General features: G+C 42.3%; 19 protein-coding genes, 2 tRNA genes and 1 pseudogene. All 22 read left to right on the forward strand.

All coding sequences use genetic code 11. The annotated features are described in order from the left end of the window. Positions 1-27: 27 nt before the first annotated feature. The 22 genes and pseudogenes from MHI20_RS13445 to cysK all read left to right on the forward strand — a co-directional run bounded on the left by MHI20_RS13445 (position 28) and on the right by cysK (position 22,650). A complete protein-coding gene (locus MHI20_RS13445) occupies positions 28-258 on the forward strand; it encodes an anti-sigma-F factor Fin family protein (RefSeq protein WP_003217967.1) in 231 nt (76 codons plus the stop codon). Positions 259-325: 67 nt separating this feature from the next. Then, positions 326-3,859, forward strand: a complete 3,534-nt coding sequence (mfd, locus tag MHI20_RS13450; protein WP_019743557.1) for a transcription-repair coupling factor — start codon at positions 326-328, stop codon at positions 3,857-3,859. Between the two features lie 139 nt (positions 3,860-3,998). Continuing rightward, complete coding sequence (spoVT, locus tag MHI20_RS13455; RefSeq protein ID WP_007496196.1) at positions 3,999-4,535, forward strand: stage V sporulation protein T; 537 nt, start codon at positions 3,999-4,001, stop codon at positions 4,533-4,535. Positions 4,536-4,739: 204 nt separating this feature from the next. After that, positions 4,740-6,344 carry a putative polysaccharide biosynthesis protein gene (locus MHI20_RS13460; protein WP_340938934.1) on the forward strand — a complete coding sequence of 535 codons (1,605 nt, stop codon included), beginning with the start codon at positions 4,740-4,742 and terminating at the stop codon, positions 6,342-6,344. Beyond that, positions 6,334-7,818 carry a nucleoside triphosphate pyrophosphohydrolase gene (mazG, locus tag MHI20_RS13465; protein ID WP_340938936.1) on the forward strand — a complete coding sequence of 495 codons (1,485 nt, stop codon included), beginning with the start codon at positions 6,334-6,336 and terminating at the stop codon, positions 7,816-7,818. Before MHI20_RS13460 ends, mazG begins: the two co-directional genes overlap by 11 nt. Next, entirely contained in the window at positions 7,815-8,075 is a 261-nt protein-coding gene (locus MHI20_RS13470; RefSeq protein WP_008341839.1) for an RNA-binding S4 domain-containing protein, read from the forward strand. Before mazG ends, MHI20_RS13470 begins: the two co-directional genes overlap by 4 nt. A gap of 74 nt (positions 8,076-8,149) precedes the next feature. Beyond that, on the forward strand, positions 8,150-8,458 hold the full coding sequence (yabP, locus tag MHI20_RS13475) for a sporulation protein YabP (RefSeq protein ID WP_007496190.1): 309 nt from the start codon (positions 8,150-8,152) through the stop codon (positions 8,456-8,458). Continuing rightward, positions 8,455-9,093 carry a spore cortex biosynthesis protein YabQ gene (yabQ, locus tag MHI20_RS13480; RefSeq protein WP_268412919.1) on the forward strand — a complete coding sequence of 213 codons (639 nt, stop codon included), beginning with the start codon at positions 8,455-8,457 and terminating at the stop codon, positions 9,091-9,093. The genes yabP and yabQ overlap by 4 nt, the downstream gene beginning before the upstream one ends. An 18-nt stretch (positions 9,094-9,111) precedes the next feature. Then, the gene (locus MHI20_RS13485) at positions 9,112-9,486 is read left to right on the forward strand and encodes an FtsB family cell division protein (protein ID WP_007496186.1); all 375 of its coding nucleotides are present in this window, start codon (positions 9,112-9,114) and stop codon (positions 9,484-9,486) included. Positions 9,487-9,568: 82 nt separating this feature from the next. Continuing rightward, positions 9,569-9,967: a S1 domain-containing RNA-binding protein gene (locus MHI20_RS13490; protein ID WP_003217901.1), complete on the forward strand. Its 399-nt coding sequence runs from the start codon at positions 9,569-9,571 to the stop codon at positions 9,965-9,967. Positions 9,968-10,146: 179 nt separating this feature from the next. Then, positions 10,147-10,220, forward strand: a tRNA-Met gene (locus MHI20_RS13495). A gap of 25 nt (positions 10,221-10,245) precedes the next feature. Beyond that, positions 10,246-10,317: transfer RNA gene (locus tag MHI20_RS13500), tRNA-Glu, on the forward strand. A 202-nt stretch (positions 10,318-10,519) separates the two neighbouring features. Beyond that, the gene (gene spoIIE / locus MHI20_RS13505; protein WP_024719363.1) at positions 10,520-13,003 is read left to right on the forward strand and encodes a stage II sporulation protein E; all 2,484 of its coding nucleotides are present in this window, start codon (positions 10,520-10,522) and stop codon (positions 13,001-13,003) included. A 76-nt stretch (positions 13,004-13,079) separates the two neighbouring features. Beyond that, the gene (locus MHI20_RS13510) at positions 13,080-13,814 is read left to right on the forward strand and encodes a vWA domain-containing protein (RefSeq protein ID WP_008341829.1); all 735 of its coding nucleotides are present in this window, start codon (positions 13,080-13,082) and stop codon (positions 13,812-13,814) included. Next, positions 13,798-14,808 (forward strand): protein kinase domain-containing protein, encoded by a 1,011-nt coding sequence (locus MHI20_RS13515; protein WP_340938944.1) that lies wholly within the window; start codon positions 13,798-13,800, stop codon positions 14,806-14,808. The genes MHI20_RS13510 and MHI20_RS13515 overlap by 17 nt, the downstream gene beginning before the upstream one ends. A gap of 96 nt (positions 14,809-14,904) precedes the next feature. Beyond that, positions 14,905-16,327, forward strand: a pseudogene (gene tilS, locus MHI20_RS13520) (tRNA lysidine(34) synthetase TilS). Continuing rightward, complete coding sequence (gene hpt, locus MHI20_RS13525) at positions 16,324-16,863, forward strand: hypoxanthine phosphoribosyltransferase (protein ID WP_007496175.1); 540 nt, start codon at positions 16,324-16,326, stop codon at positions 16,861-16,863. Before tilS ends, hpt begins: the two are co-directional and overlap by 4 nt. Positions 16,864-16,958: 95 nt before the next feature. Further along, positions 16,959-18,863, forward strand: a complete 1,905-nt coding sequence (gene ftsH / locus MHI20_RS13530; protein ID WP_144668522.1) for an ATP-dependent zinc metalloprotease FtsH — start codon at positions 16,959-16,961, stop codon at positions 18,861-18,863. Positions 18,864-19,026: 163 nt separating this feature from the next. Continuing rightward, entirely contained in the window at positions 19,027-19,803 is a 777-nt protein-coding gene (locus tag MHI20_RS13535; protein WP_008341820.1) for a type III pantothenate kinase, read from the forward strand. Between the two features lie 15 nt (positions 19,804-19,818). Continuing rightward, the gene (gene hslO / locus MHI20_RS13540; RefSeq protein WP_007496169.1) at positions 19,819-20,694 is read left to right on the forward strand and encodes an Hsp33 family molecular chaperone HslO; all 876 of its coding nucleotides are present in this window, start codon (positions 19,819-19,821) and stop codon (positions 20,692-20,694) included. A gap of 46 nt (positions 20,695-20,740) precedes the next feature. Continuing rightward, a complete protein-coding gene (locus MHI20_RS13545) occupies positions 20,741-21,649 on the forward strand; it encodes a peptidyl-prolyl cis-trans isomerase (RefSeq protein ID WP_035391546.1) in 909 nt (302 codons plus the stop codon). A 77-nt stretch (positions 21,650-21,726) separates the two neighbouring features. After that, positions 21,727-22,650 carry a cysteine synthase A gene (cysK, locus tag MHI20_RS13550; RefSeq protein ID WP_144668520.1) on the forward strand — a complete coding sequence of 308 codons (924 nt, stop codon included), beginning with the start codon at positions 21,727-21,729 and terminating at the stop codon, positions 22,648-22,650. Positions 22,651-22,654 lie beyond the last annotated feature (4 nt).

Below are 22,654 nucleotides of genomic sequence, written 5' to 3' on the forward strand. Positions count from 1 at the left end.
TAAAATCTCAGCATGGGAGGATCACGTATGGCTTTGCACTATTACTGCCGGCACTGTGGTGTAAAGGTTGGCAGTCTAGATGAATCCGCTGTCCAAAGTGAAGCACTTGGATTTCATCACTTAACAAATGAGGAAAGAAACGATATGATTTCTTATAGGGAAAATGGTGATTTACATGTACAAACCATTTGTGAGGATTGCCAAGAGGCGCTCGAAAGAAATCCTGATTACCATCAGTATCATACCTTTATTCAATAAAAAGCTTTGGTGTAGATAATAGACCAAAGCGTTTTTCTGTTTTAAACAAGCAGGGAGGAGGAGCCAAATGAAAAATATACAATCATTTATCAAACAAAGTGATGATTTTCAGTCCATTTTTAATGGGCTAAAGGAAGGTTTAAAAGAACAACTGCTCGCCGGACTATCAGGCTCCGTCAGATCTTTATTTACAGCCGCCATATCAGACGAATTAAAGCGGCCGATGTTTATTGTGACACACAACTTATATCAAGCGCAGAAAGTCACAGATGATCTAGCAAGTGTGATGCCAGATCGCTCGGTCCTTCTTTATCCTGTCAATGAACTCATTGCATCTGAAATTGCTGTGGCAAGCCCGGAGCTTAGAGCGCAGCGTCTTGATGTATTGAATCGTCTCGCGAATGGAGAAAATCCGATTGTCGTGACCCCAGCAGCTGCAGTGCGTAGAATGCTTCCTCCTGTTGAGCTCTGGAAGGAGAGTCAGATCCATTTAAAGGTTGGTGAAGAAATTGATTTGGAGGCGTTTTCAAAACAACTCGTGCAAATCGGTTATGACCGGACGTCCATGGTCGCTGCGCCCGGAGACTTTAGTGTGCGCGGAGGCATCATTGACATTTATGCGTTAACGGAAGACCACCCGATCCGTATTGAGCTGTTTGATACAGAAGTGGATTCTATTCGGTCCTTCCACTCTGACACGCAGCGTTCATTGGAAACACTTCAAGAAATCAAGATTGGCCCGGCGAAAGAGCTGATTGTAAGAGGGCCTGAACGAGTGAGAGCGATTGAACAGCTTGACGAAGGTCTTGCCAGTAGCTTAAAGAAATTCAACTCGGATAAACAAAAAGAACTGCTCCATCAGAATATTTCTGCTGATCGTGAGAAGCTGCTAGAAGGTATTGTGACACAAGAAATGACGAAGTATCTGTCCTATTTCTATGAAAAGCCTGCTAGTTTGCTAGATTATACATCGCAGGATACGATAATCATTCTAGATGAAATCAGCAGAATTCAGGAGATGGAAGAACAGCTTGAACAGGAAGAAGCAGATTGGACAATTAGTCTGCTGGAAGAAGGGAATATCCTGCATGATCTAGCCCTTTCCTTCCCATTTCAAGAGCTGTTCAATCAGCAATCGAGATCGATTCTGTACTATTCCTTATTTTTGAGACATGTTCAGCAGACCAATCCGCAAAATATCGTCAATGTATCTAGTAAGCAAATGCAGAATTTCCATGGGCAGATGAATGTGCTTGCAAGTGAAATTGAACGCTATAAAAAGCAGAATTATACGGTTGTCTTTTTAGGTGCGGATGAAGAGCGGACAGAGAAGCTGTCATCTGTCTTGCATGATTATGACATTGAAGCAGCTCTTGCTAAACCTGATGCTGAGCTTGTCAGCGGGCAAGTATATATTTTACAAGGTGAGCTGCAAACAGGTTTTGAACTGCCTTTATCCAAAATTGCTGTCATTACAGAGGGTGAACTTTTCAAGAAACGTGTGAAGAAGCAGGCACGTAAGCAAAAGCTGACGAACGCAGAGCGAATCAAAAGCTATTCAGAGCTGCAAGTGGGCGATTATGTGGTGCACATTAACCACGGGATCGGTAAGTATTTAGGAATTGAAACGCTTGAAATTGGCGGCATTCATAAAGATTATTTAAATATTCATTATCAAGGAAGCGACAAGCTTTATGTCCCTGTTGAACAAATTGATCAGGTGCAGAAGTATGTAGGGTCAGAAGGAAAAGAACCAAAGCTATACAAACTAGGCGGCAGCGACTGGAAACGCGTGAAGAAAAAAGTAGAATCATCTGTGCAGGACATTGCAGATGATCTGATTAAGCTGTACGCAGAACGTGAAGCAAGCAAAGGGTATGCCTTCTCGCCTGACCATGAGATGCAGCGCCAGTTTGAATCGGCATTCCCTTACCAAGAAACAGATGATCAAATTCGCTCGATTCATGAAATCAAGCAAGACATGGAGCGGGAGCGCCCGATGGATCGTCTGCTTTGTGGAGATGTGGGCTATGGAAAAACAGAGGTGGCGATTCGAGCGGCCTTCAAAGCTATTGCCGACGGGAAGCAGGTGGCACTGCTTGTACCAACAACGATCTTAGCGCAGCAGCATTTTGACACGATTATGGACAGATTCCAAGACTATCCTGTTAAAATCGCTCAGCTTAGCCGCTTCCGTACACGAAAAGAAACAACAGAAACCTTAAAAGGGCTGAAAAACGGAACGATTGATATGGTCATTGGGACGCATCGTCTTCTTTCAAAAGACATTGTGTACAAGGATTTAGGACTGTTAATTATCGATGAAGAGCAGCGCTTCGGTGTGACGCATAAAGAGAAAATTAAACAAATGAAAGCCAATATTGATGTGCTGACGTTAACGGCAACGCCAATTCCTCGTACGCTTCATATGTCGATGCTTGGCGTACGTGACTTATCTGTTATTGAAACGCCACCTGAGAACCGTTTCCCAGTTCAAACCTATGTTGTCGAGTACAATGGTGCGTTAGTTAGAGAAGCCATTGAGCGAGAACTGGCAAGAGGAGGTCAAGTGTACTTCCTTTATAACCGAGTGGAGGATATTGAACGAAAAGCAGATGAAATCTCGATGCTTGTTCCAGACGCAAAAGTAAGCTACGCACACGGGAAAATGAGTGAGAACGAGCTGGAATCCGTGATGATTAATTTCCTAGAAGGTGAATCGGATGTACTCGTCAGTACAACCATTATCGAAACGGGCGTAGACATACCAAATGTGAACACGCTCATTGTTCACGATGCTGATAAAATGGGGCTTTCGCAGCTGTACCAGTTAAGAGGACGAGTTGGGCGCTCGAATCGTGTGGCCTATGCTTATTTCACTTATCGAAAAGATAAAGTGCTTTCTGAAGTAGCTGAGAAAAGACTTCAAGCTATTAAAGAATTCACTGAGCTTGGGTCAGGCTTTAAAATTGCGATGCGTGACTTAACGATTCGAGGAGCAGGGAACTTACTTGGTGCACAGCAACATGGATTTATTGATTCTGTTGGATTCGACCTTTACTCTCAAATGCTGAAAGAAGCCATTGAAGAAAGAAGAGGCGATACGACTGCTCAAGAAAAATTTGAGCCAGAAATTGATCTCCAAATTGATGCCTACATTCCAGATAGCTATATTTCTGATGGCAAACAAAAGATCGAGATGTATAAACAGTTTAGAGCGATTGGATCAATAGAAGAGCGGAAAGAGCTTCAAGATGAAATGATTGACCGATTCGGAGAATATCCGCAAGAAGTGGCTGATTTGTTCACGATTGCGACGATGAAGGTGTACGCTGTGCAGGAACGTGTCGAGTTGATCAAGATGGAGAAAGGCATTGTCAGACTTACTCTCGATGAAAAAGCTAGCAGCGACATCGATGGTCAAAAATTATTTGAGCTTGGCAGTCAATATGGACGTGATATCGGTCTTGGCATGGAAGGCAGCAAGCTGATTATTTCTGTCCAAACAAAAGGCAAGAAAACGGAGGAGTGGCTTGAAGTCGTTCTTCGTATGCTTCGAGGTCTTCAAGATGTGAAAAAAGAAACCATTCCATCTTCATAAAATTTTGTTGGTCTCTCGTGTATATTACGTTTGATGTGACAGATACTAATCTCAGGGTCAAGTGGTGAATGTTGCATAAAGTGGACGCTTTTGTTCCATTCACCCAACACATCATCAAACGAAAGAGAGGCAGCAGTGAATGAAAGCAACTGGAATTGTACGCCGCATCGATGATCTAGGTAGAGTGGTTATACCGAAGGAGATTCGCAGAACATTGCGCATCCGGGAAGGAGATCCACTTGAGATTTTTGTCGACCGCGATGGAGAAGTCATTTTGAAGAAGTATTCACCGATTAGTGAGCTAGGAGACTTTGCGAAGGAATATGCTGATGCTTTATTCGACAGTTTGGGTCATTCTATCCTCATCTGTGATCGTGATACGTATATTGCAGTATCCGGCAGTTCAAAAAAAGAGTACTTAAACAAATCCATTAGTGATTTACTTGAACGAACAATGGATCAGCGTAATTCTGTATTAGAGGACAGCAAGAAAGAAATTCAGCTTGTGGATGGTATTGATGATGATGTATCAGCTTATACCATTGCACCTATTGTTGCAAACGGAGATCCAATTGGCGCCGTCGTTTTATTTTCTAAAGAGCGTTCAATGGGAGAAGTGGAGCATAAAGCGGCAGAAACGGCAGCTGGCTTCTTAGCCCGTCAAATGGAACATTAGGTCTAATAATTCTATATCATCTTGATAAAAAGAAAGAATGCCGATGAAATCATCTGATTTTGTCGGCGTTTTTTATATGGGATGAAACAAAATAATGAATGTATCGTCTACTCCTTAGAAAGAAACGGCTTGCCAGTCACATATGATATAATGAGTGCGTTTAAATGCAGGTATATTTTTTGATTGAACATAAAGGAGTCACCCATGAAAAATGCTGTGAATCAGCCGCATTGGCTTTTCCAAGGTGCGGTGATTTTAACCATCGCAGGCTTGTTATCAAAGGTACTGAGTGCCGTATATCGTGTCCCTTTTCAAAATATCGTAGGAGACACAGGTTTTTATATTTATCAGCAGGTCTATCCCTTTCTTGGCATTGCGATCATGCTCGGCACCACTGGTTTTCCTGTGATGGTGTCCAAGCTCCTGAGCGAGCATGGTGCGGAGAATCGCCGAATCATTACAAAGGTATCCTTGGTGTATATCACTTTGCTGAGCTTGGTCTTATTTCTTTGTTTATATATAGGAGCAGGCACAATTGCGAATCTCATGGCAGACAGTCAATTAATGCTTCTCATCCAGATGAGTTCGTTTGTGTTTCTATTTCTGCCGCTTACCGTGATGCTGAGGGGTGTTTTTCAGAGTGATGGGCTGATGCTCCCCACTGCGGTCTCTCAATTGGCTGAGCAGCTCATCAGAGTAGGCGTCCTGCTTGTTTTATCTTTCTATTTTGTGAGACATGGCTATTCGCTTTATGAAACAGGAGCGGGTGCGGTGTTCTCTTCTATAGCTGGAAGTGCTGCTTCACTCCTTTTGCTTCTTTTCCTTTGGCTGACCTATCGGAAGCGGTTGTCAGCGAGCAAGACATTAAAACAGGCTACACTGCGGAAAAAAGATGTGCTGAAGAGTTTGGTGCTGTATACATTGACGATTTGTGTGAGTGGATTGCTGATCCTATGGATGCAAATGATCGATGCTTTTCACTTGTATGCGCTACTGCGCAGTGAGGGACTGAGTGAAGCAGCTGCAAAGGCGGCAAAAGGCGTATATGACCGAGGTCAGCCGTTCCTGCAGCTCGGGACGGTGTTTGCAATTAGTATCGGGACGTCTCTTGTTCCGTTTTTGTCGTCGGCCTTAAGAAAAGGGCAGCATGAAGCAATTCGTGAAAAAGTACGTACATCGTTTAAGGCAACATCGGTGCTGGGGATTGGTTCAGCTGTCGGGCTTATATGTATTTTATCGTCTGTGAACATTATGCTTTTTCGTAATGACTTAGGGACAGATGCGTTGCAAATATTTTGCATATCCATTGCCTTTACATCAATGGCGATTACGCAAACCGCTTTGCTTCAGGGTCTGGGACATACCGTGTACCCGGCTGTTGTGGTCCTGATCAGTGTGTTAATGAAATGGGGGCTGACGCTGGCTCTTGTCCCGTTATTCGGCATTTATGGAGCTGCTTGGTCGACTGTTTGTGGGTTTCTCGCCGCCGCTGCGCTCAATGCGGTGTATTTGAAGCATAAAGGGTGGATTTCAATAAGAGAGCTATTCCCAGTGAAAATTCTTTTATCAGCAGCATTCATGGCCGTTGTTTTAATTGGATATCAGGCATTGTTTTCTTGGGTCATTCCCTTTGAGAAACGTCCGTTTTCTGTTTTAGAGAGCCTGACTTCAGTTTTTATTGGTGGTTTCGCCTTTTTATATAGTATTCTTAAGCTAGACGTATTTACGGAAGAGGAATGGAGACTCATTCCATTAGGAGAAAAGATTTTATATTTTAAACAGATGAGAGGGAATCGAAATGGCAGGTAAGATTACAGTCGTTGGTCTTGGGGCAGGCGACATGGATCAGCTGACGCTCGGTGTATATAAGCAGCTGAAGCAGGCGAAAGAAGTATACATGAGAACGCAGGATCATCCACTCACCGCAGAATTGATGCAGGAGGTCCCGTCTCTGACCTTTTTTGATGAGATATATGAAAAGCATGATCAGTTTGATGCAGTGTATGAGGAAATCACAGACATTCTCTTCCGAGAGGCTGATGAGAAAGATATTGTGTATGCAGTACCAGGTCACCCGTTTGTAGCGGAAAAGACAGTGCAACTTCTTGTTTCACAACAGAAGGAGCGCGGGGTTGAGGTGTACGTGGCTGGTGGACAAAGCTTTTTGGATGCGACGTTTAATTCCTTACAGATTGACCCAATTGAAGGGCTGCAATTCGTTGACGCAGGGGATATGAGAGCGGATGATCTGAAGTTGACCCAGCATGTGCTGATCTGTCAAGTATATGATCAGATGACAGCCTCGAATGTGAAGCTGACCCTCATGGAAAAGCTACCTGACGATTATGAAGTCTTTATCGTAACGGCAGCGGGAAGCAGTCAGGAACAGATTACAGGTGTTCCTTTATTTGAACTTGATCGAGATGTGTCGATAAATAACTTAACGAGTGTTTATGTGCCTCCAATCCAAGATGAAAAGCTACTCTATCAACAATTTGACACTTTCCGTGAAGTCATTCGTACATTAAGAGGTCCTGGCGGCTGTCCTTGGGATCAAAAACAAACGAATGAGTCGCTCAAACCATATTTAATTGAAGAATGTTATGAGCTGCTGGAAGCCATAGATGAAGACGATCCAGATCATATGGTTGAAGAACTCGGAGATGTACTGCTTCAAGTTTTACTCCATGCTCAAATTGGTGAAGATGATGGTTACTTCTCAATGGATGACGTCATCCAGCATGTCACAGAAAAAATGATTCGACGACATCCGCATGTGTTTGGTGATACGGATGTGTCTGAAGCATCAGATGTCGTCGCCAACTGGGAAAAAATCAAGCAGCAGGAAAAACCGGAGCGTGCAGCATCTATTTTGCAATCCATTCCAACGACACTTCCAGCTTTAACAAAAGCTTATAAGCTCCAAAAGAAAGCAGCGAAAGTGGGCTTCGATTGGACAGAAGTAGAGGATATTTGGAACAAATACGAAGAGGAAAAGCAGGAATTCCTTGTGGAAGTGGCAGAGAAAACGGATGAAGGTGCAACAAAGCAGATGAAGGATGAATTTGGGGATCTTTTATTTGTTCTCGTCAACATCGGCAGATTTTATCACCTAGAGCCTGAAACCGCCCTCTCTTCTGCAAACACAAAATTTATGCGGCGCTTTCAGCATATTGAACAAAAAGCAAAGGACATAGGGCGTTCACTAGAGGACTTGACCCTAGAAGAAATGGACGATCTGTGGAACGATGCCAAACGCATAGAAAGAGGTGAACATACATGAGACTAGATAAATTCTTAAAAGTGTCTCGTTTAATCAAAAGAAGAACATTGGCAAAAGAAGTAGCCGATCAAGGGAGAATTTCCATTAATGGCACGCAGGCGAAAGCCAGCTCTGACGTGAAAGAAGGGGACGAGCTTCAAATTCGCTTCGGCCAAAAGCTTGTGACTGTTCAAGTCAACGAGTTAAAAGACACAACGAAAAAAGAAGAAGCTGCTGGCATGTATACCGTGCTAAAAGAAGAGAAAACAGCAGAATAGGGCTTGTTCTAAATGTCCCGCCTGTCACATACAATGCAGTAACAATGCAAGTATGAGATATGGGGGATGTATAAATGAATCAATATTATAATCAACCTCAAGGCACGAAGTTGTCATCAGAAGCCGAGCATCATGTCACAATGCGCAACAGAAAGCATTTAGATATTACCGGGGTCAAACAAGTCGAGAGCTTTGATAATGAAGAATTTCTGCTTGAGACTGTCATGGGAGTCCTCGCCATTCGCGGAGAAAATCTGCAAATGAAAAACTTAGATGTAGAAAAGGGCGTTGTGTCCATTAAAGGGCGTGTCTTTGACTTAATCTATGTAGATGAGCAGCACGGGGAGAAAGCTAAAGGATTTTTTAGCAAGCTGTTTAAATGACACTGACGGTCCAGTTTTATACGATGCTTTCGATGGCGGCGATGGGCATCTGGCTGGGCGCATCGCTGGATACGTACAAGCTGTTTGTGAACCGTGAAAAAACAGCAAAATGGCTGCTGGTCATTCACGACCTCCTTTTTTGGGTGGTGCAGGGTCTCTTATTCTTTTATGTCCTGCTGCTGACCAATGAGGGAGAATTCAGGCTTTATATTTTTCTAGCTGTTGCTTTAGGTTTCTCGATGTACCAGGCATTGATGAAACAGCTGTATATGAACATCCTCAAGTTTGTGATGAGGTGTATTTATCAGACTGTTCTCGTCCTGAAAAGGCTGATCATGTCGATGGTTTTCCAGCCCATTCGCTGGATCGTTGGTTTGATCATAAGTGCTCTTCTGTTCTTGTTCCACTCGCTCTTACGCCTTGTTCGTTTTGCGTTTCGACTAGTGTGGAAGGTGCTGTATATTGTTTGTTATCCGCTTATTTGGTTACTCAATATAACCATTATTCATCGAATTCCCGAAAAATGGCGAACATCAATGAGGTTGTTTTTCTCAAAAGGAGCAGGAATTTTACAAGGGATCAAGAAAGTATCTCGTACCATGAAAACGAAATGGAAACAATTCTGGACAAAGTAAGAGAGGAGGCCTTCATCCTTGAACGAGAGAAAAAGAAATATCGCACAAATTCAAAATGATTATCAAAAACAAATGGAACAGCAAGCGCAGCGCCTAAAACGCAAACGCCGGGGACTCCTTAGAAGGCTTACCGTGTTTGGAGTCATTGTGCTCATGTTTGCTGTTTTGGTAACAAGTGCCCTCTGGTCGCAATCGTCTGCATTGAAAGAAAAAGAAGAGAAGAAGGTTGCGCTTGAAAAAGAATTGAAGCAATTACAAACAAAGCAGGAAGATATTTCTGATGAAATCAAAAAGCTGAAAAGCAAAGAATACGTACTCGAACTGGCAAGACGGGACTATTATATGTCTAAAAAAGGCGAAAAAATCTTTGATGTGGGCAATAAGAGCGATTAGCCTTGTTGACACTTAAAATTCAGTTTATGTATAATTGAACAAATGAGATTTTTTTATAAGTCTAAGGAGGAGCACTTTTTTTATGTCGATTGAAGTTGGCAGCAAGTTACAAGGGAAAGTTACGGGCATTACAAATTTTGGAGCTTTTGTGGAGTTGCCAGGCGGTTCAACTGGTCTCGTTCATATCAGTGAGGTAGCCGATAACTATGTAAAAGATATTAATGAGCATTTAAAAGTCGGTGAACAAGTTGAAGTGAAAGTGATTAACGTTGAAAAAGACGGTAAAATCGGCTTGTCCATTAAAAAAGCAAAAGATCGTCCTCAACAACAACAATCAAGACCGAGCAGAAATGATTTCCGTCCGAAGGAATCGTTTGAGCAAAAAATGAACAAATTCTTAAAAGATAGTGAAGACCGCTTAACATCTTTAAAACGTAACACGGAATCAAAACGTGGGGGACGCGGAGCAAGAAGAGGTTAACTTGTTGCTGCTTTCTATATATCTTTCACAACAAAGCACCTGCTGTTTAGCGGGTGCTTTTTTTCAATACAAATTCAACGTTTTTTGTGATTTCGCCATTTAATTTAAAACTTTCTATTGACGGACAAGCGAATCCTTTGTATTATAGTTCTTGTGCTTCTTAGCGCATTTTACATTATGGCGGTGTAGCTCAGCTGGCTAGAGCGTACGGTTCATACCCGTGAGGTCGGGGGTTCGATCCCCTCCGCCGCTATCCTTTTAAAAAGAACAATAAGCAAGGCCCGTTGGTCAAGCGGTTAAGACACCGCCCTTTCACGGCGGTAACACGGGTTCGAATCCCGTACGGGTCATCTTCCAAACAGCTTTCTATAGGAAAGCTGTTTTTTGTGCTTTCGTAAAATTCTGATGAAAGACATCGACTTTCAAGAAAGTATGCCTTTTTGGCAAATAAAGCGTCGAACGTTTTATGGAAACGACAACTTCTTTTGACAAAATTTCTTTTTCACCTTCGCTATAATGACAAGCAACGAATATCAGGTGGGGGATGAAAAGATGGAAAAACTAGAAAGAAGAACTGATTTAACGGGAGCCGGGTTTGAAAGAATCAGTGCAGGGTTAAAAAAGATGAAAAACCTGTTTCTTCATCATACGCATTCTCTTTTTTTCTATAAAGGGTTTATTTATGTTGTTCTGGGCTTTTTATTGGGACGAGCCTTTATCTTATCTGAAATTATGCCGTTTGCATTGCCTTTCTTTGGGTCCATGCTGCTCATTAAAAGGGATAAAGCGATGCTTGCTTGTCTTGCTTTACTCGCTGGAGCGATGACGATATCACCTCAAAATGCATTATTCGTGTTTGCGTCATTGATCGTGTTCCTCCTCATGTCAAAGGTCGTTTCATTTATCATCAAAGACCCAGTGAAAACATTACCGGTTGTGATTGTGCTCTCAATGCTGATGACAAGGGGAGCTTTTGTATACCTCGAGCAGGGTGCGGTTCAAAGCTATGACTATGTGATGGCAGGGGTTGAAGCTGGACTTGCCTTCATTTTGACACTGATTTTTCTTCAAAGTTTGCCGATATTTACAGTCAGGAAAATCAAACACTCTTTAAAGGTTGAAGAAATTATTTGCTTTATGATATTAATCGCTTCAGTTTTAACAGGTCTGGCTGGGATCACATTTCAAGGAATGCAGGCAGAGCATATTTTGTCACGATATGTAGTGCTGAGCTTTGCCTTTATTGGAGGAGCGAGTATTGGTTGTACAGTGGGTGTTGTAACTGGATTAATTCTTGGTCTCGCCAACATCGGCAACCTTTATCAGATGAGTCTGCTTGCCTTTTCGGGCTTATTAGGCGGATTACTAAAAGAGGGGAAAAAAGCAGGAGCCGCCATCGGCTTGATTGTGGGTTCTTTACTAATCTCCCTCTACGGTGAAGGGTCAGCAGGGCTGATGACCACGCTATATGAATCACTCATCGCAGTTGCACTGTTTTTGCTCACGCCACAGTCAGTAACGTCCAAGGTGGCAAAATATATTCCTGGTACGGTAGAGCATGTACAGGAACAGCAGCAATATGCCAGAAAAGTACGAGACGTGACAGCAAAAAAGGTAGATCAATTCTCTAATGTATTTCATGCGCTGTCTGAGAGTTTTGCGACATTTTACGAATCCATTCCTGAGGAGAAGAAGCAGGAAGAGGATGTAGATCTTTTTTTAAGTACGATCACAGAACGTTCCTGTCAAACGTGCTATAAGAAAAATAAATGCTGGGTGCAGAACTTTGATACAACCTATGAACTCATGAAACAAGTTATGCATGAATCTGATGAAAAAACGTACGAGCATAACCGGAAGTTGAAAAAGAAATTCAGTCAGCACTGCTCAAAATCAAAGCATGTAGAAGAATTGATTGAAGAGGAGATAGCTTACTATAAAGCAAATCAGACCTTAAAGAAAAAGGTCCAAGACAGCAGGCGCCTTGTCGCCGAACAACTGATGGGTGTCTCACAAGTCATGGAGGATTTTTCCCGGGAAATAAAACGAGAAAGAGAGCAGCATTTTATTCAGGAAGAGCAGATGATAGAAGCACTTCAGAACTTTGGAATTGAAATTCAGCAAGTTGAAATTTATAGCTTAGAACAGGGAAATGTTGATATAGAGATGAGAATTCCCTATTGCCAAGGTCATGGGGAATGCGAAAAAATCATTGCTCCAATGCTCTCGGATATTTTAGAAGAACAAGTTTTAGTCAAAGCAGAGCAGTGTGCGGAGCATCCAACAGGTTATTGTCATGTTGTATTCGGTTCTGCAAAATCGTATCGAGTGTCTACAGGTGTAGCACATGCAGCGAAAGGCGGAGGATTAGTATCTGGAGACAGCTACAGCATGATGGAGCTGGGTGCAGGTAAATATGCCGCAGCTATTAGTGATGGGATGGGAAATGGAGCAAGAGCCCATTTTGAAAGCAATGAAACGATCAAGCTGTTAGAAAAAATCTTGGCGTCTGGTATTGATGAAAAAGTAGCGATTAAAACGATTAATAGCATTTTATCTTTACGGACAACAGATGAAGTCTATTCCACATTAGACTTATCCATCATTGATTTACAGGATGCGAGCTGTAAGTTCCTCAAGATTGGCTCCACCCCAAGTTTTATTAAACGTGGTGATCAAGTGATGAAGGTACAGGCCAGCAACTTGCCTATTGGCATTATTGATGAATTCGAAGTAGAAGTGGTGAGTGAACAGATGAAGGCAGGAGATCTCCTTATCATGATGAGCGACGGTATCTTTGAAGGACCAAAGCATATCGAAAATCATGATTTGTGGGTCAAACGAAAAATGAAGAGCTTTAAAACAGAAGATCCGCAAGAGATTGCTGATTTATTAATGGAGGAGGTCATTCGCACAAGAGCAGGTCAAATCGATGACGATATGACGGTTGTCGTCATTAGGCTCGACCACAATACACCAAAATGGGCATCCATTCCGACAGGTACATTCTATCTCCAGAAACAAGAGATTTCTTGAAATATCGTATAATATGAATTTCTTCTGGCGATGATGGGGATATAAGCATTCAGTTACAATCCCAGGAGGAATGAAGATGCGAAAAGGTCACGTAAACCAAATCTTACTGATTACAGATGGCTGCTCAAATCATGGGGAAGACCCACTTGCGATTGCCGCATTGGCAAAGGAGCAAGGGATCACAGTCAATGTCATTGGCATTATGGAAGAGAACAGACACGATCATGAAGCGATGAAAGAAGTAGAGGGGATTGCTCTAGCAGGCGGAGGCATTCATCAGGTTGTCTACGTTCAGCAATTGTCTCAAACCGTACAAATGGTTACAAAAAAGGCGATGACGCAAACGTTACAAGGTGTTGTGAATAAAGAATTGCAGCAAATTCTTGGCAAAGATACTGAAATTGAAGAACTTCCCCCAGATAAGCGTGGAGAAGTGATGGAGGTTGTGGACGAGCTCGGTGAGACTGTTCATCTTCAAGTGCTTGTGCTTGTGGATACGAGTGCAAGTATGAAACCTAAGTTGCCAACGGTCAAAGAAGCACTCATCGATCTCTCTATTAGTCTAAATTCGAGAATTGGTGAAAATCAGTTTGGGATGTGTGTATTTCCCGGGAAAAACTCAGATGCAGAAATTGTGTTGAACTGGACGCCACGGTTCGATTCGTTATCATCGATTTTCCCGAAGCTGACAACAGGAGGAATTACACCGACAGGACCAGCAATTCGAGAAGCACTCCAGCATTTCAAATCAGTTCGTTCACGAAAAGGGCTGCTTGAAGCGAAGGAAGAACATGATGAATTCGGCTTCTAACATCCCATTAGGTACAATGATAAAGGGAAAGTGGCATCATCAACATTACCGCATTGTAAAAGAGCTGGGAAAAGGGGCGAACGGTGTGGTTTATCTGGCCGAATCGCCAAAGGGACAAGTGGCCCTTAAAGTGAGTGATGACAGTATGCTCATTGCATCTGAAGTCAATGTATTAAAATCCTTTTCAAAGGCTCCTGTGAAAACCATGGGGCCTTCTTTTTATGATATGGATGATGCTCTTTATCCTGGAATGTCAGAGAAACGGTCGTTTTATGTCATGGAGTATGTCAGAGGGCCATTGCTGCTTGAATTTGTGAAGCAAAAAGGCGATGAATGGATCGTCGTTCTCATGATTCAACTGTTATCTAACCTTGCTCACTTACATAAGGAAGGCTGGATCTTCGGTGACTTGAAGCCTGATAATCTCATCGTTTCAGGCCCCCCAGCTACGATTCGATGTATTGATGTTGGAGGAACAACGAAGGCAGGAAGGGCGATTAAGGAATACACCGAGTTTTTTGACCGCGGCTACTGGGGCTTCGGTACAAGAAAAGCAGAACCTTCTTATGATCTATTTGCCTTAAGTATGGTCATGGTGAACTGTGCCTATAAAAAAGAATTTAAAAAAGGGGCAGAACCAGAAAAGCAGCTTTATCGAGCGATTGAAGGACATCCTTTATTAAAGCGATATGAGAGGGTGTTAAAAGCGGCTCTCCAAGGCAAATATCAATCAGCGGCAGACATGAAAAGCGCGATGTTGAAAGAAGGACAATTGCTTGCTTCAAGAAAATCACGACAAAAGAAGCCATCACAGCAAAATAGGCAAAAGCCAGCTGTTCCCCAACATCAACAGGCCGCACCTTCACGATCAAGAGCTGCTGCTGCGAAAAGAACATCAGTACGCAAAAAATCAGGCGGTCTTTTTGAAACCATTCTCATCTTATGCAGTGTGCTCGCTCTTTACTGTGCCTATGTGGTTTTATTCCTATTATAGAGCTGTAAAAAAGCAGGCTTCTTCTTTGCTTGGAGCTAATGAAAGTGATAGGATATGTATATCTTTAAATTACCTGCTCTTTGTGAGGAGGAAGTTGTGAATAGAATTGAATCTTTTTTGAAAAAACATGATGTTTTCCTTGAAAATACGACAGTCATTGTCGGGGTTTCTGGCGGACCAGATTCTATGCTCTTGCTGCATGAACTAAACAAACGTCGAAAAGGTTCCTTTCAGCTGATTGCAGCCCATGTAGATCACATGTTCAGAGGAGAAGAATCCTTTGCTGATTTGGCATTTGTTGAAGCGTACTGTAAAGAGCATGAGATCCTTTTTGAATCGGCTCGTATACAGGTCACCCAATATGCAAAAGAAAACCGCTTAAACAAACAGGCAGCTGCAAGAGAGTGCAGATATGCTTTCTTTCGTCAATTGATGGAACAGTACAACGCTCAATTTATAGCACTTGCACATCATGGAGACGATCAAGTAGAAACAATGGTGATGAGGCTGACAAGAGGGACTGTTGGAATAGGACTCGCAGGTATGCAAGCTAAGCGCCCTTTTCAAGAAGGGTGGCTGATTCGTCCGCTGATTGGATATTCTAAGGATGATGTACTCACTGCTTGCGAAAAAGAACAAGTTCCTTATGTCATTGATCAAAGCAATCACACCGATGACTACTTGAGAAACCGGATCAGAAGACACGTTCTTCCCGTGTTAAAAGAAGAGGCACCTCATGTGCATGAAAGCTTTCAGTTTGTAAGTGACATGCTGACTGAGGATGAGCAGTACTTGCAGGCATTAACAAAGGATCAAATGCATCAAGTCATTACGAATCAAACGCCTAAGCAAATTGAGATCAAAACGAAGCCTTTGCTTGACCTGCCTTTGCCTTTACAAAGAAGAGGCATTCAACTAATATTAAACTATCTTTATGAAAACACTCAATCAGCGTTTTCAAACCAGCATATTCTAGGGACTTTGGACTGGTTATCTCATACTGATCAACCGTCTGGATCATTAGATTTGCCAAAAGGTTTACAAGCTGTCAAATCTTATGATCACTGTATGTTTACCTTTGAACGATCGCTTGTCATAGATCAGTCATATACTCATCATTTAAAAGGTGAGTTTGGCGAGGAACTTTTTCTCCCGAATGGACAGTCTATCTTGGTATCAAATCATGTTCCGAAGGATGCACGGAACGGAAACCATTTTTTCTTGCTTCAAAAAAACCATGTTCGTCTTCCTTTGATCATTCGCTCACGAAAAAACGGTGATCGAATCAAACTTAAAGGGATGAATGGATCAAAAAAGGTGAAAGATATATTTATTGATAAAAAAGTGCCTCTTGCAGAAAGAGACAGCTGGCCGATCGTCACTGACTCGGATCATCAAATCATCTGGATCCCAGGTCTGAAAAAATCCGTTTTTGAAGAAATTGATATGACAAACAGCGATCTCATTGTATTACAATATAGACAGCACGAAAATTTGTAGGGGGCAAGCAAAAGCATGAAACAAGATATTGAAAAGATTTTGATCTCAGAAGAAGAGATCCAGCTAAAAGTGAAGGAACTGGGTGCAACATTAACCAGCGATTATGATGGTAAATTTCCCCTGGCTATTGGTGTTTTGAAAGGGGCTCTTCCATTCATGGCAGACCTGATCAAACACATTGATACATATTTAGAGCTTGATTTTATGGATGTATCTAGCTACGGAAAGTCTACCGTATCTTCTGGAGAAGTGAAGATCATCAAAGATCTAGATACTTCTGTTGAAGGAAGAGATATTCTAATTATGGAAGATATCATCGACAGTGGGTTAACTTTGAGTTATCTGGTAGAGCTTTTCCGATACCGTAAAGCAAACTCCATTAAAATTGTGACATTGCTTGATAAACCAAGCGGCCGCAAAGCAGACATCAAAGCAGATTATGTTGGGTTTGAAGTACCAGATGCATTTGTTGTTGGCTATGGATTGGATTTTGCCGAACGTTACCGAAACCTCCCGTATATTGGAGTGTTAAAACCATCTGTTTACGAAGGCTAATGAGCACACGTTTACATGAGGTTATTGGTTGTGTTGGAATGATTTTCTATGATACTATTGAACATAGTTGTGCTTACTGTGGGAGGAGGTAAGGAATGAATCGGGTTTTTCGTAATACGATTTTTTATATACTTATTTTATTACTTGTGATAGGGGTTGTCAGTTGGTTAGGATCCCCTAATCAAAAGCCTGAGAACATGTCTTACAGCAAATTTTCGCAAAATTTAAGTGCGGGAAAAGTGGAGAGTATCTCCATCCAGCCTGTAAGAGGGGTTTATGAAATTCGTGGTCAATTAGATGGCGCGAAGAAAGATGAATACTTCATTACCCATGTTCCAGATGGTCAAGGTGTTGACCAGATTTACAGTGCACTGAAGAATACAGATGTAAAAGTAGAACCAGCACCTGAAACAAATGGATGGCTGCAAGTTCTGACAACCATCATTCCATTCATCATCATCTTTATCCTGTTCTTCTTCTTATTGAACCAAGCTCAAGGCGGTGGAAGCCGTGTCATGAACTTTGGTAAGAGTAAGGCAAAGCTTTACACAGAAGAGAAGAAACGTGTGAAATTTAAAGATGTTGCCGGTGCGGATGAAGAAAAACAAGAGCTCGTAGAAGTGGTTGAATTCTTAAAAGATCCACGTAAATTTGCGGAGCTTGGCGCAAGAATCCCTAAAGGGGTTTTACTAGTAGGACCTCCAGGTACAGGTAAAACATTGCTTGCGAGAGCATCTGCAGGAGAAGCAGGCGTTCCTTTCTTCAGCATCAGTGGTTCTGACTTCGTCGAGATGTTCGTCGGTGTCGGTGCATCACGTGTACGTGATTTGTTTGAAAATGCGAAAAAGAATGCACCTTGCTTAATCTTTATTGATGAGATTGATGCAGTGGGTCGTCAGCGTGGAGCAGGTCTTGGCGGTGGTCATGATGAGCGTGAACAAACGCTTAACCAGCTTCTTGTTGAAATGGATGGTTTTAGTGCCAACGAAGGGATTATCATCATTGCTGCAACGAACCGTGCAGATATCCTAGATCCTGCATTGCTACGTCCGGGACGTTTTGACCGTCAAATTACGGTTGACCGCCCAGATGTCATTGGTCGTGAAGAAGTACTGAAGGTTCATGCGAAAAACAAACCGCTTGATGATACAGTCAACTTGAAAGCCATTGCAAGCAGAACACCAGGGTTCTCTGGGGCAGATCTTGAGAACTTACTAAACGAAGCAGCACTTGTTGCTGCCCGTCAAAACAAAAAGAAAATTGATATGCGTGATATCGACGAAGCAACTGACCGTGTCATTGCTGGACCGGCTAAGAAAAGCCGTGTCATTTCGAAGAAAGAACGTAATATCGTGGCGTACCATGAAGCAGGCCATACCGTCATTGGGCTTATCCTAGACGAAGCGGATATGGTGCATAAAGTAACGATCGTTCCTCGTGGTCAGGCAGGCGGATATGCGGTCATGCTTCCAAGAGAAGACCGTTATTTCCAAACGAAGCCAGAGCTTCTTGATAAAATCGTCGGCTTGCTCGGCGGCCGTGTTGCAGAGGAAATTACGTTTGGTGAAGTAAGTACAGGCGCACACAACGACTTCCAGCGTGCAACAGGTATTGCAAGAAGAATGGTGACAGAATTCGGTATGTCTGATAAACTTGGTCCACTTCAATTCGGTCAAGCACAAGGAGGTCAAGTATTCCTTGGCCGTGATTTTAACAACGAGCCGAATTATAGTGAAGCGATCGCTTATGAAATTGACCAAGAAGTTCAGCGCTTCATCAAAGAAAGCTACGAACGTGCGAAACAAATTCTCACTGAGAATAAAGATAAGCTAGAAATCATCGCACAAGCTCTTCTAGAAGTGGAAACATTAGATGCTGAACAAATTAAATCTCTTTACGAAACTGGAGAGCTTCCAGAGCGTGTATACGCAGATGACGAAGAGAAAAACGATGATGTGAAAGTGAACATCAAGAAAAAAGAAGAAGACGAGGAGATCTAATCTCCTTCTATAAAAAGCTGTCGGGCTCACCGGCAGCTTTTTTTATTTCGATTCATGAATGGATCGGTTTCGAATTGTTTACAAATGGAACTCAATTCGTGTATGGTATGATAGAAAGTCGAAAAATGCTCTTTTTGAGACACTATTCAAAGTGGTGATGAAGTTGTTACTCGTGATAGATGTAGGAAACACAAATACCGTTTTAGGTGTTTATCATAATGGCGATTTGAACTACCATTGGCGGATTGAAACAAGCCGTCATAAAACAGAAGATGAATTTGGTATGGCAATCCGATCCTTATTTGACTATGTAGGGCTGATGTTTGACCAGATAGAAGGGATTATCATTTCTTCTGTTGTCCCGCCAATGATGTTTGCTCTGGAAAGAATGTGCGAAAAGTATTTTCACATTACTCCTCAAATCGTTGGGCCTGGCATGAAGACTGGATTAAACATTATGTGTGATAATCCAAAGGAAGTCGGTGCTGATCGAATTGTGAACGCAGTGGCGGCCATTCACCTGTATGGGGCGCCTCTCATTGTGGTAGACTTTGGAACAGCCACAACCTACTGCTATATCAATGAACAAAAACAATACATGGGTGGGGCGATTGCACCTGGTATTACCATCTCAACAGAGGCTTTATATACAAGAGCGGCAAAACTGCCGAGAATTGAAATTGTCCGTCCAGATCACATTGTTGGAAAAAATACCATCAGTGCGATGCAATCCGGCATCCTTTATGGATATGTTGGTCAAGTCGAGGGCATAGTGAAACGGATGAAGCAACAAGCCAAACAAACACCGAAAGTCATTGCAACAGGTGGTTTGTCTACATTGATTGGAAATGAATCAGACTGTATTGATATTGTCGATCCGTTCCTCACATTAAAAGGACTTCAATTAATTTATGAACGCAATCGTGTCGGTGTATTATAGGAGGGTTTAATCAAAATGGATTATTTAGTTAAAGCGTTAGCATATGACGGGAAAGTCCGTGCGTATGCTGCGAACACAACAGATACAATCAACGAAGCGCAGAGAAGACACCATACGTGGCCAACCGCTTCAGCTGCAATCGGCAGAACCATGACAGCGACTGTCATGATGGGAGCCATGCTGAAAGGCGAGAATAAATTAACTGTCAAAATTGAAGGCGGTGGGCCGATCGGAGCCATCATTGCAGATGGAAACGCAAAAGGTCAGGTGCGCGGATATGTCTCAAACCCACAAGTTCACTTTGATTTAAATGAACATGGGAAGCTGGACGTTAGACGTGCTGTTGGAACATCTGGAACGTTAAGTGTTGTCAAAGATATCGGACTGAAAGACCACTTTACAGGGCAAACGGAAATTGTCTCAGGTGAAATTGGAGATGACTTTACTTATTACCTGGTCTCCTCTGAACAAGTGCCATCCTCTGTAGGTGTGGGTGTTCTTGTCAATCCAGACAACTCGATCCTTGCAGCAGGCGGTTTCATCATTCAATTGCTGCCTGGAACAGAAGATGCAGTCATCGAAAGACTCGAAAAGAGATTATCAACCATTGAACCGATCTCTAAACTGATTGAAAAAGGGATGACTCCTGAAGAAATTTTAGAAGAAGTGCTCGGTGAAAAACCTCAAATTTTAGAAACTGTACCTGTCGAATTTTCTTGTAACTGCTCAAAAGAACGGTTTGCCAACGGTATTATCAGCCTAGGGAAAGCCGAAATTGAGGATATGATTGAACAAGACGGACAAGCAGAAGCTCAATGCCATTTTTGTAACGAAACGTATGTATTTACAAAAGAAGAGCTAGAAGAGCTACGTGAAGAAATAACCCGCTAAGCTCTAAGCAGCGGGTTTTCTTTTTAGAATGGAAAGGAGACGAAAGATGAGACTGAAAGCAAGAGTGGTATGGACATTTATCCTCGTTCTGCTCATGATTAATGCCGTTGTCATTGCATATGTATTAACAAAGTCACAAATGTCGCAGGCTTCTTCAAATGGGAAGAGCGGTGAAGAAATTGCTTCTATTGGGAAAGAGAAAGTCACACGTCAAGAATGGTTAAAGAAAATGGAAGACCGCTACGGAAAGGCAACACTTGAACAAATGATTAATCAGAAGGTAGTCAATCAGCTTGCGAAAGAAAACAAGCTGGAGGTATCTTCAAAAGAGATCAATCGTGAGCTGCTGATGCTGAAAGCGGTATCTAATAATTTCTACGAAGACGGTCATACAAGTGAAAAGGAATGGAAAGAGCAGATTCGTTATCAAATTTTATTAGAACAGCTTCTAACGAGAGATGCGGTCGTTTCTGAAAAAGAAGCCAAATCCTTTTATGAAAAAAACAAAGACTTGTATCAATATGATGACTCATACCGAATTCGCCACATTGTTGTGAAAACAAAAGACGAGGCACAAAGTGTATTAAAAGATTTAAAGGGCGGATCTAGTTTCGAAGCTGTAGCAGCTGAACGATCCACCGATCGATATACCTCTCCTTACGGCGGAGATCTTGGATTTGTCACAGAAGAGCAAGAAAGCATTCCAGCCCTATACATACAAGAAGCCCAAAAGCTTAAGCCAGATGAATGGACGAAAGAGCCGATCGAGATCAAAAATGGTTATGCTATCATACAATTAAAAGAAAAATTAAATGGCCGCTCCTTCTCTTATGAAGAAGTCAAAGATCAGATCAAAAGGCAGATCGCCATGGAAGATCTGGGTGAAAAGGCGAATGTCAAAACCCTGTGGAAAGAAGCAAAAGTCACATGGTTTTACGATGGAGAGCAGGACTAAAAGCATTGACAAAATTTTTCGAAATTGATAATTTAATATTAATACAATAAAATTACTCGGAGATAGAGGTGTTAGTGATGGCTCGTATTGCAAATTCAGTTTTTGAACTAATAGGAAATACACCAGTCGTTAAATTAAACCGTTTAGTAGATGAAGACAGTGCGGATGTCTACTTGAAACTTGAATATATGAACCCAGGCAGCAGTGTAAAAGATCGTATTGCGTTAGCGATGATCGAAGATGCTGAAGCAAAAGGTACATTAAAAGCTGGCGACACACTCATTGAGCCTACAAGTGGAAACACAGGAATCGGTCTTGCGATGGTCGCGGCTGCAAAAGGAATCAATGCGATTTTAGTTATGCCGGAAACAATGAGTCAGGAGCGCCGCAACCTTTTACGCGCTTACGGTGCAGAGCTTGTCTTAACACCAGGTGCAGAAGGAATGAAAGGTGCCATCAAAAAAGCAGAAGAATTAGCAGAAGAGCACGGATACTTCATGCCTCAGCAGTTCAGCAATGAAGCCAACGCTGAGATTCACCGCCGCACAACAGGGAAAGAGATTCTTGAACAGTTTGACGGCGACCTTGATGCATTTATTGCAGGAGTTGGTACGGGTGGTACGATTACAGGTGCTGGTGAAGTCCTGAAAGAAGCCATTCCATCTATTCAGCTTTATGCGGTAGAACCAACAGATTCTCCTGTACTATCAGGCGGGAAACCAGGTCCGCATAAAATTCAAGGCATCGGAGCAGGCTTTGTTCCATCTATCTTGAACACAGAAGTATATGACGGCATTATCCAAGTGAAAAACGAAGATGCATTTGAACTTGCAAGAAAGGCAGCGAAAGAAGAAGGAATCCTTGGTGGTATATCTTCAGGAGCAGCCATTTATGCAGCGCTTCAAACAGCGAAGAAGCTTGGTAAAGGGAAAAAGGTTCTAGCGATTATTCCAAGTAACGGTGAACGTTACCTTAGTACGCCGCTTTATCAATTTGATTAAACAA

It is taken from the genome of Bacillus sp. FSL K6-1106 (assembly GCF_038005245.1).
Taxonomy (GTDB): domain Bacteria; phylum Bacillota; class Bacilli; order Bacillales; family Bacillaceae; genus Bacillus; species Bacillus altitudinis.

What these genes read in the sequence shown, in the direction of transcription:
- MHI20_RS13445 (WP_003217967.1), top strand. Translation starts at nt 28, where the DNA reads ATGGCTTTGCACTATTACTGCCGGCACTGTGGTGTAAAGGTTGGCAGT.
- mfd (WP_019743557.1), top strand. Translation starts at nt 326, where the DNA reads ATGAAAAATATACAATCATTTATCAAACAAAGTGATGATTTTCAGTCC.
- spoVT (WP_007496196.1), top strand. Translation starts at nt 3,999, where the DNA reads ATGAAAGCAACTGGAATTGTACGCCGCATCGATGATCTAGGTAGAGTG.
- MHI20_RS13460 (WP_340938934.1), top strand. Translation starts at nt 4,740, where the DNA reads ATGAAAAATGCTGTGAATCAGCCGCATTGGCTTTTCCAAGGTGCGGTG.
- mazG (WP_340938936.1), top strand. Translation starts at nt 6,334, where the DNA reads ATGGCAGGTAAGATTACAGTCGTTGGTCTTGGGGCAGGCGACATGGAT.
- MHI20_RS13470 (WP_008341839.1), top strand. Translation starts at nt 7,815, where the DNA reads ATGAGACTAGATAAATTCTTAAAAGTGTCTCGTTTAATCAAAAGAAGA.
- yabP (WP_007496190.1), top strand. Translation starts at nt 8,150, where the DNA reads ATGAATCAATATTATAATCAACCTCAAGGCACGAAGTTGTCATCAGAA.
- yabQ (WP_268412919.1), top strand. Translation starts at nt 8,455, where the DNA reads ATGACACTGACGGTCCAGTTTTATACGATGCTTTCGATGGCGGCGATG.
- MHI20_RS13490 (WP_003217901.1), top strand. Translation starts at nt 9,569, where the DNA reads ATGTCGATTGAAGTTGGCAGCAAGTTACAAGGGAAAGTTACGGGCATT.
- spoIIE (WP_024719363.1), top strand. Translation starts at nt 10,520, where the DNA reads ATGGAAAAACTAGAAAGAAGAACTGATTTAACGGGAGCCGGGTTTGAA.
- MHI20_RS13510 (WP_008341829.1), top strand. Translation starts at nt 13,080, where the DNA reads ATGCGAAAAGGTCACGTAAACCAAATCTTACTGATTACAGATGGCTGC.
- MHI20_RS13515 (WP_340938944.1), top strand. Translation starts at nt 13,798, where the DNA reads ATGAATTCGGCTTCTAACATCCCATTAGGTACAATGATAAAGGGAAAG.
- hpt (WP_007496175.1), top strand. Translation starts at nt 16,324, where the DNA reads ATGAAACAAGATATTGAAAAGATTTTGATCTCAGAAGAAGAGATCCAG.
- ftsH (WP_144668522.1), top strand. Translation starts at nt 16,959, where the DNA reads ATGAATCGGGTTTTTCGTAATACGATTTTTTATATACTTATTTTATTA.
- hslO (WP_007496169.1), top strand. Translation starts at nt 19,819, where the DNA reads ATGGATTATTTAGTTAAAGCGTTAGCATATGACGGGAAAGTCCGTGCG.
- MHI20_RS13545 (WP_035391546.1), top strand. Translation starts at nt 20,741, where the DNA reads ATGAGACTGAAAGCAAGAGTGGTATGGACATTTATCCTCGTTCTGCTC.
- cysK (WP_144668520.1), top strand. Translation starts at nt 21,727, where the DNA reads ATGGCTCGTATTGCAAATTCAGTTTTTGAACTAATAGGAAATACACCA.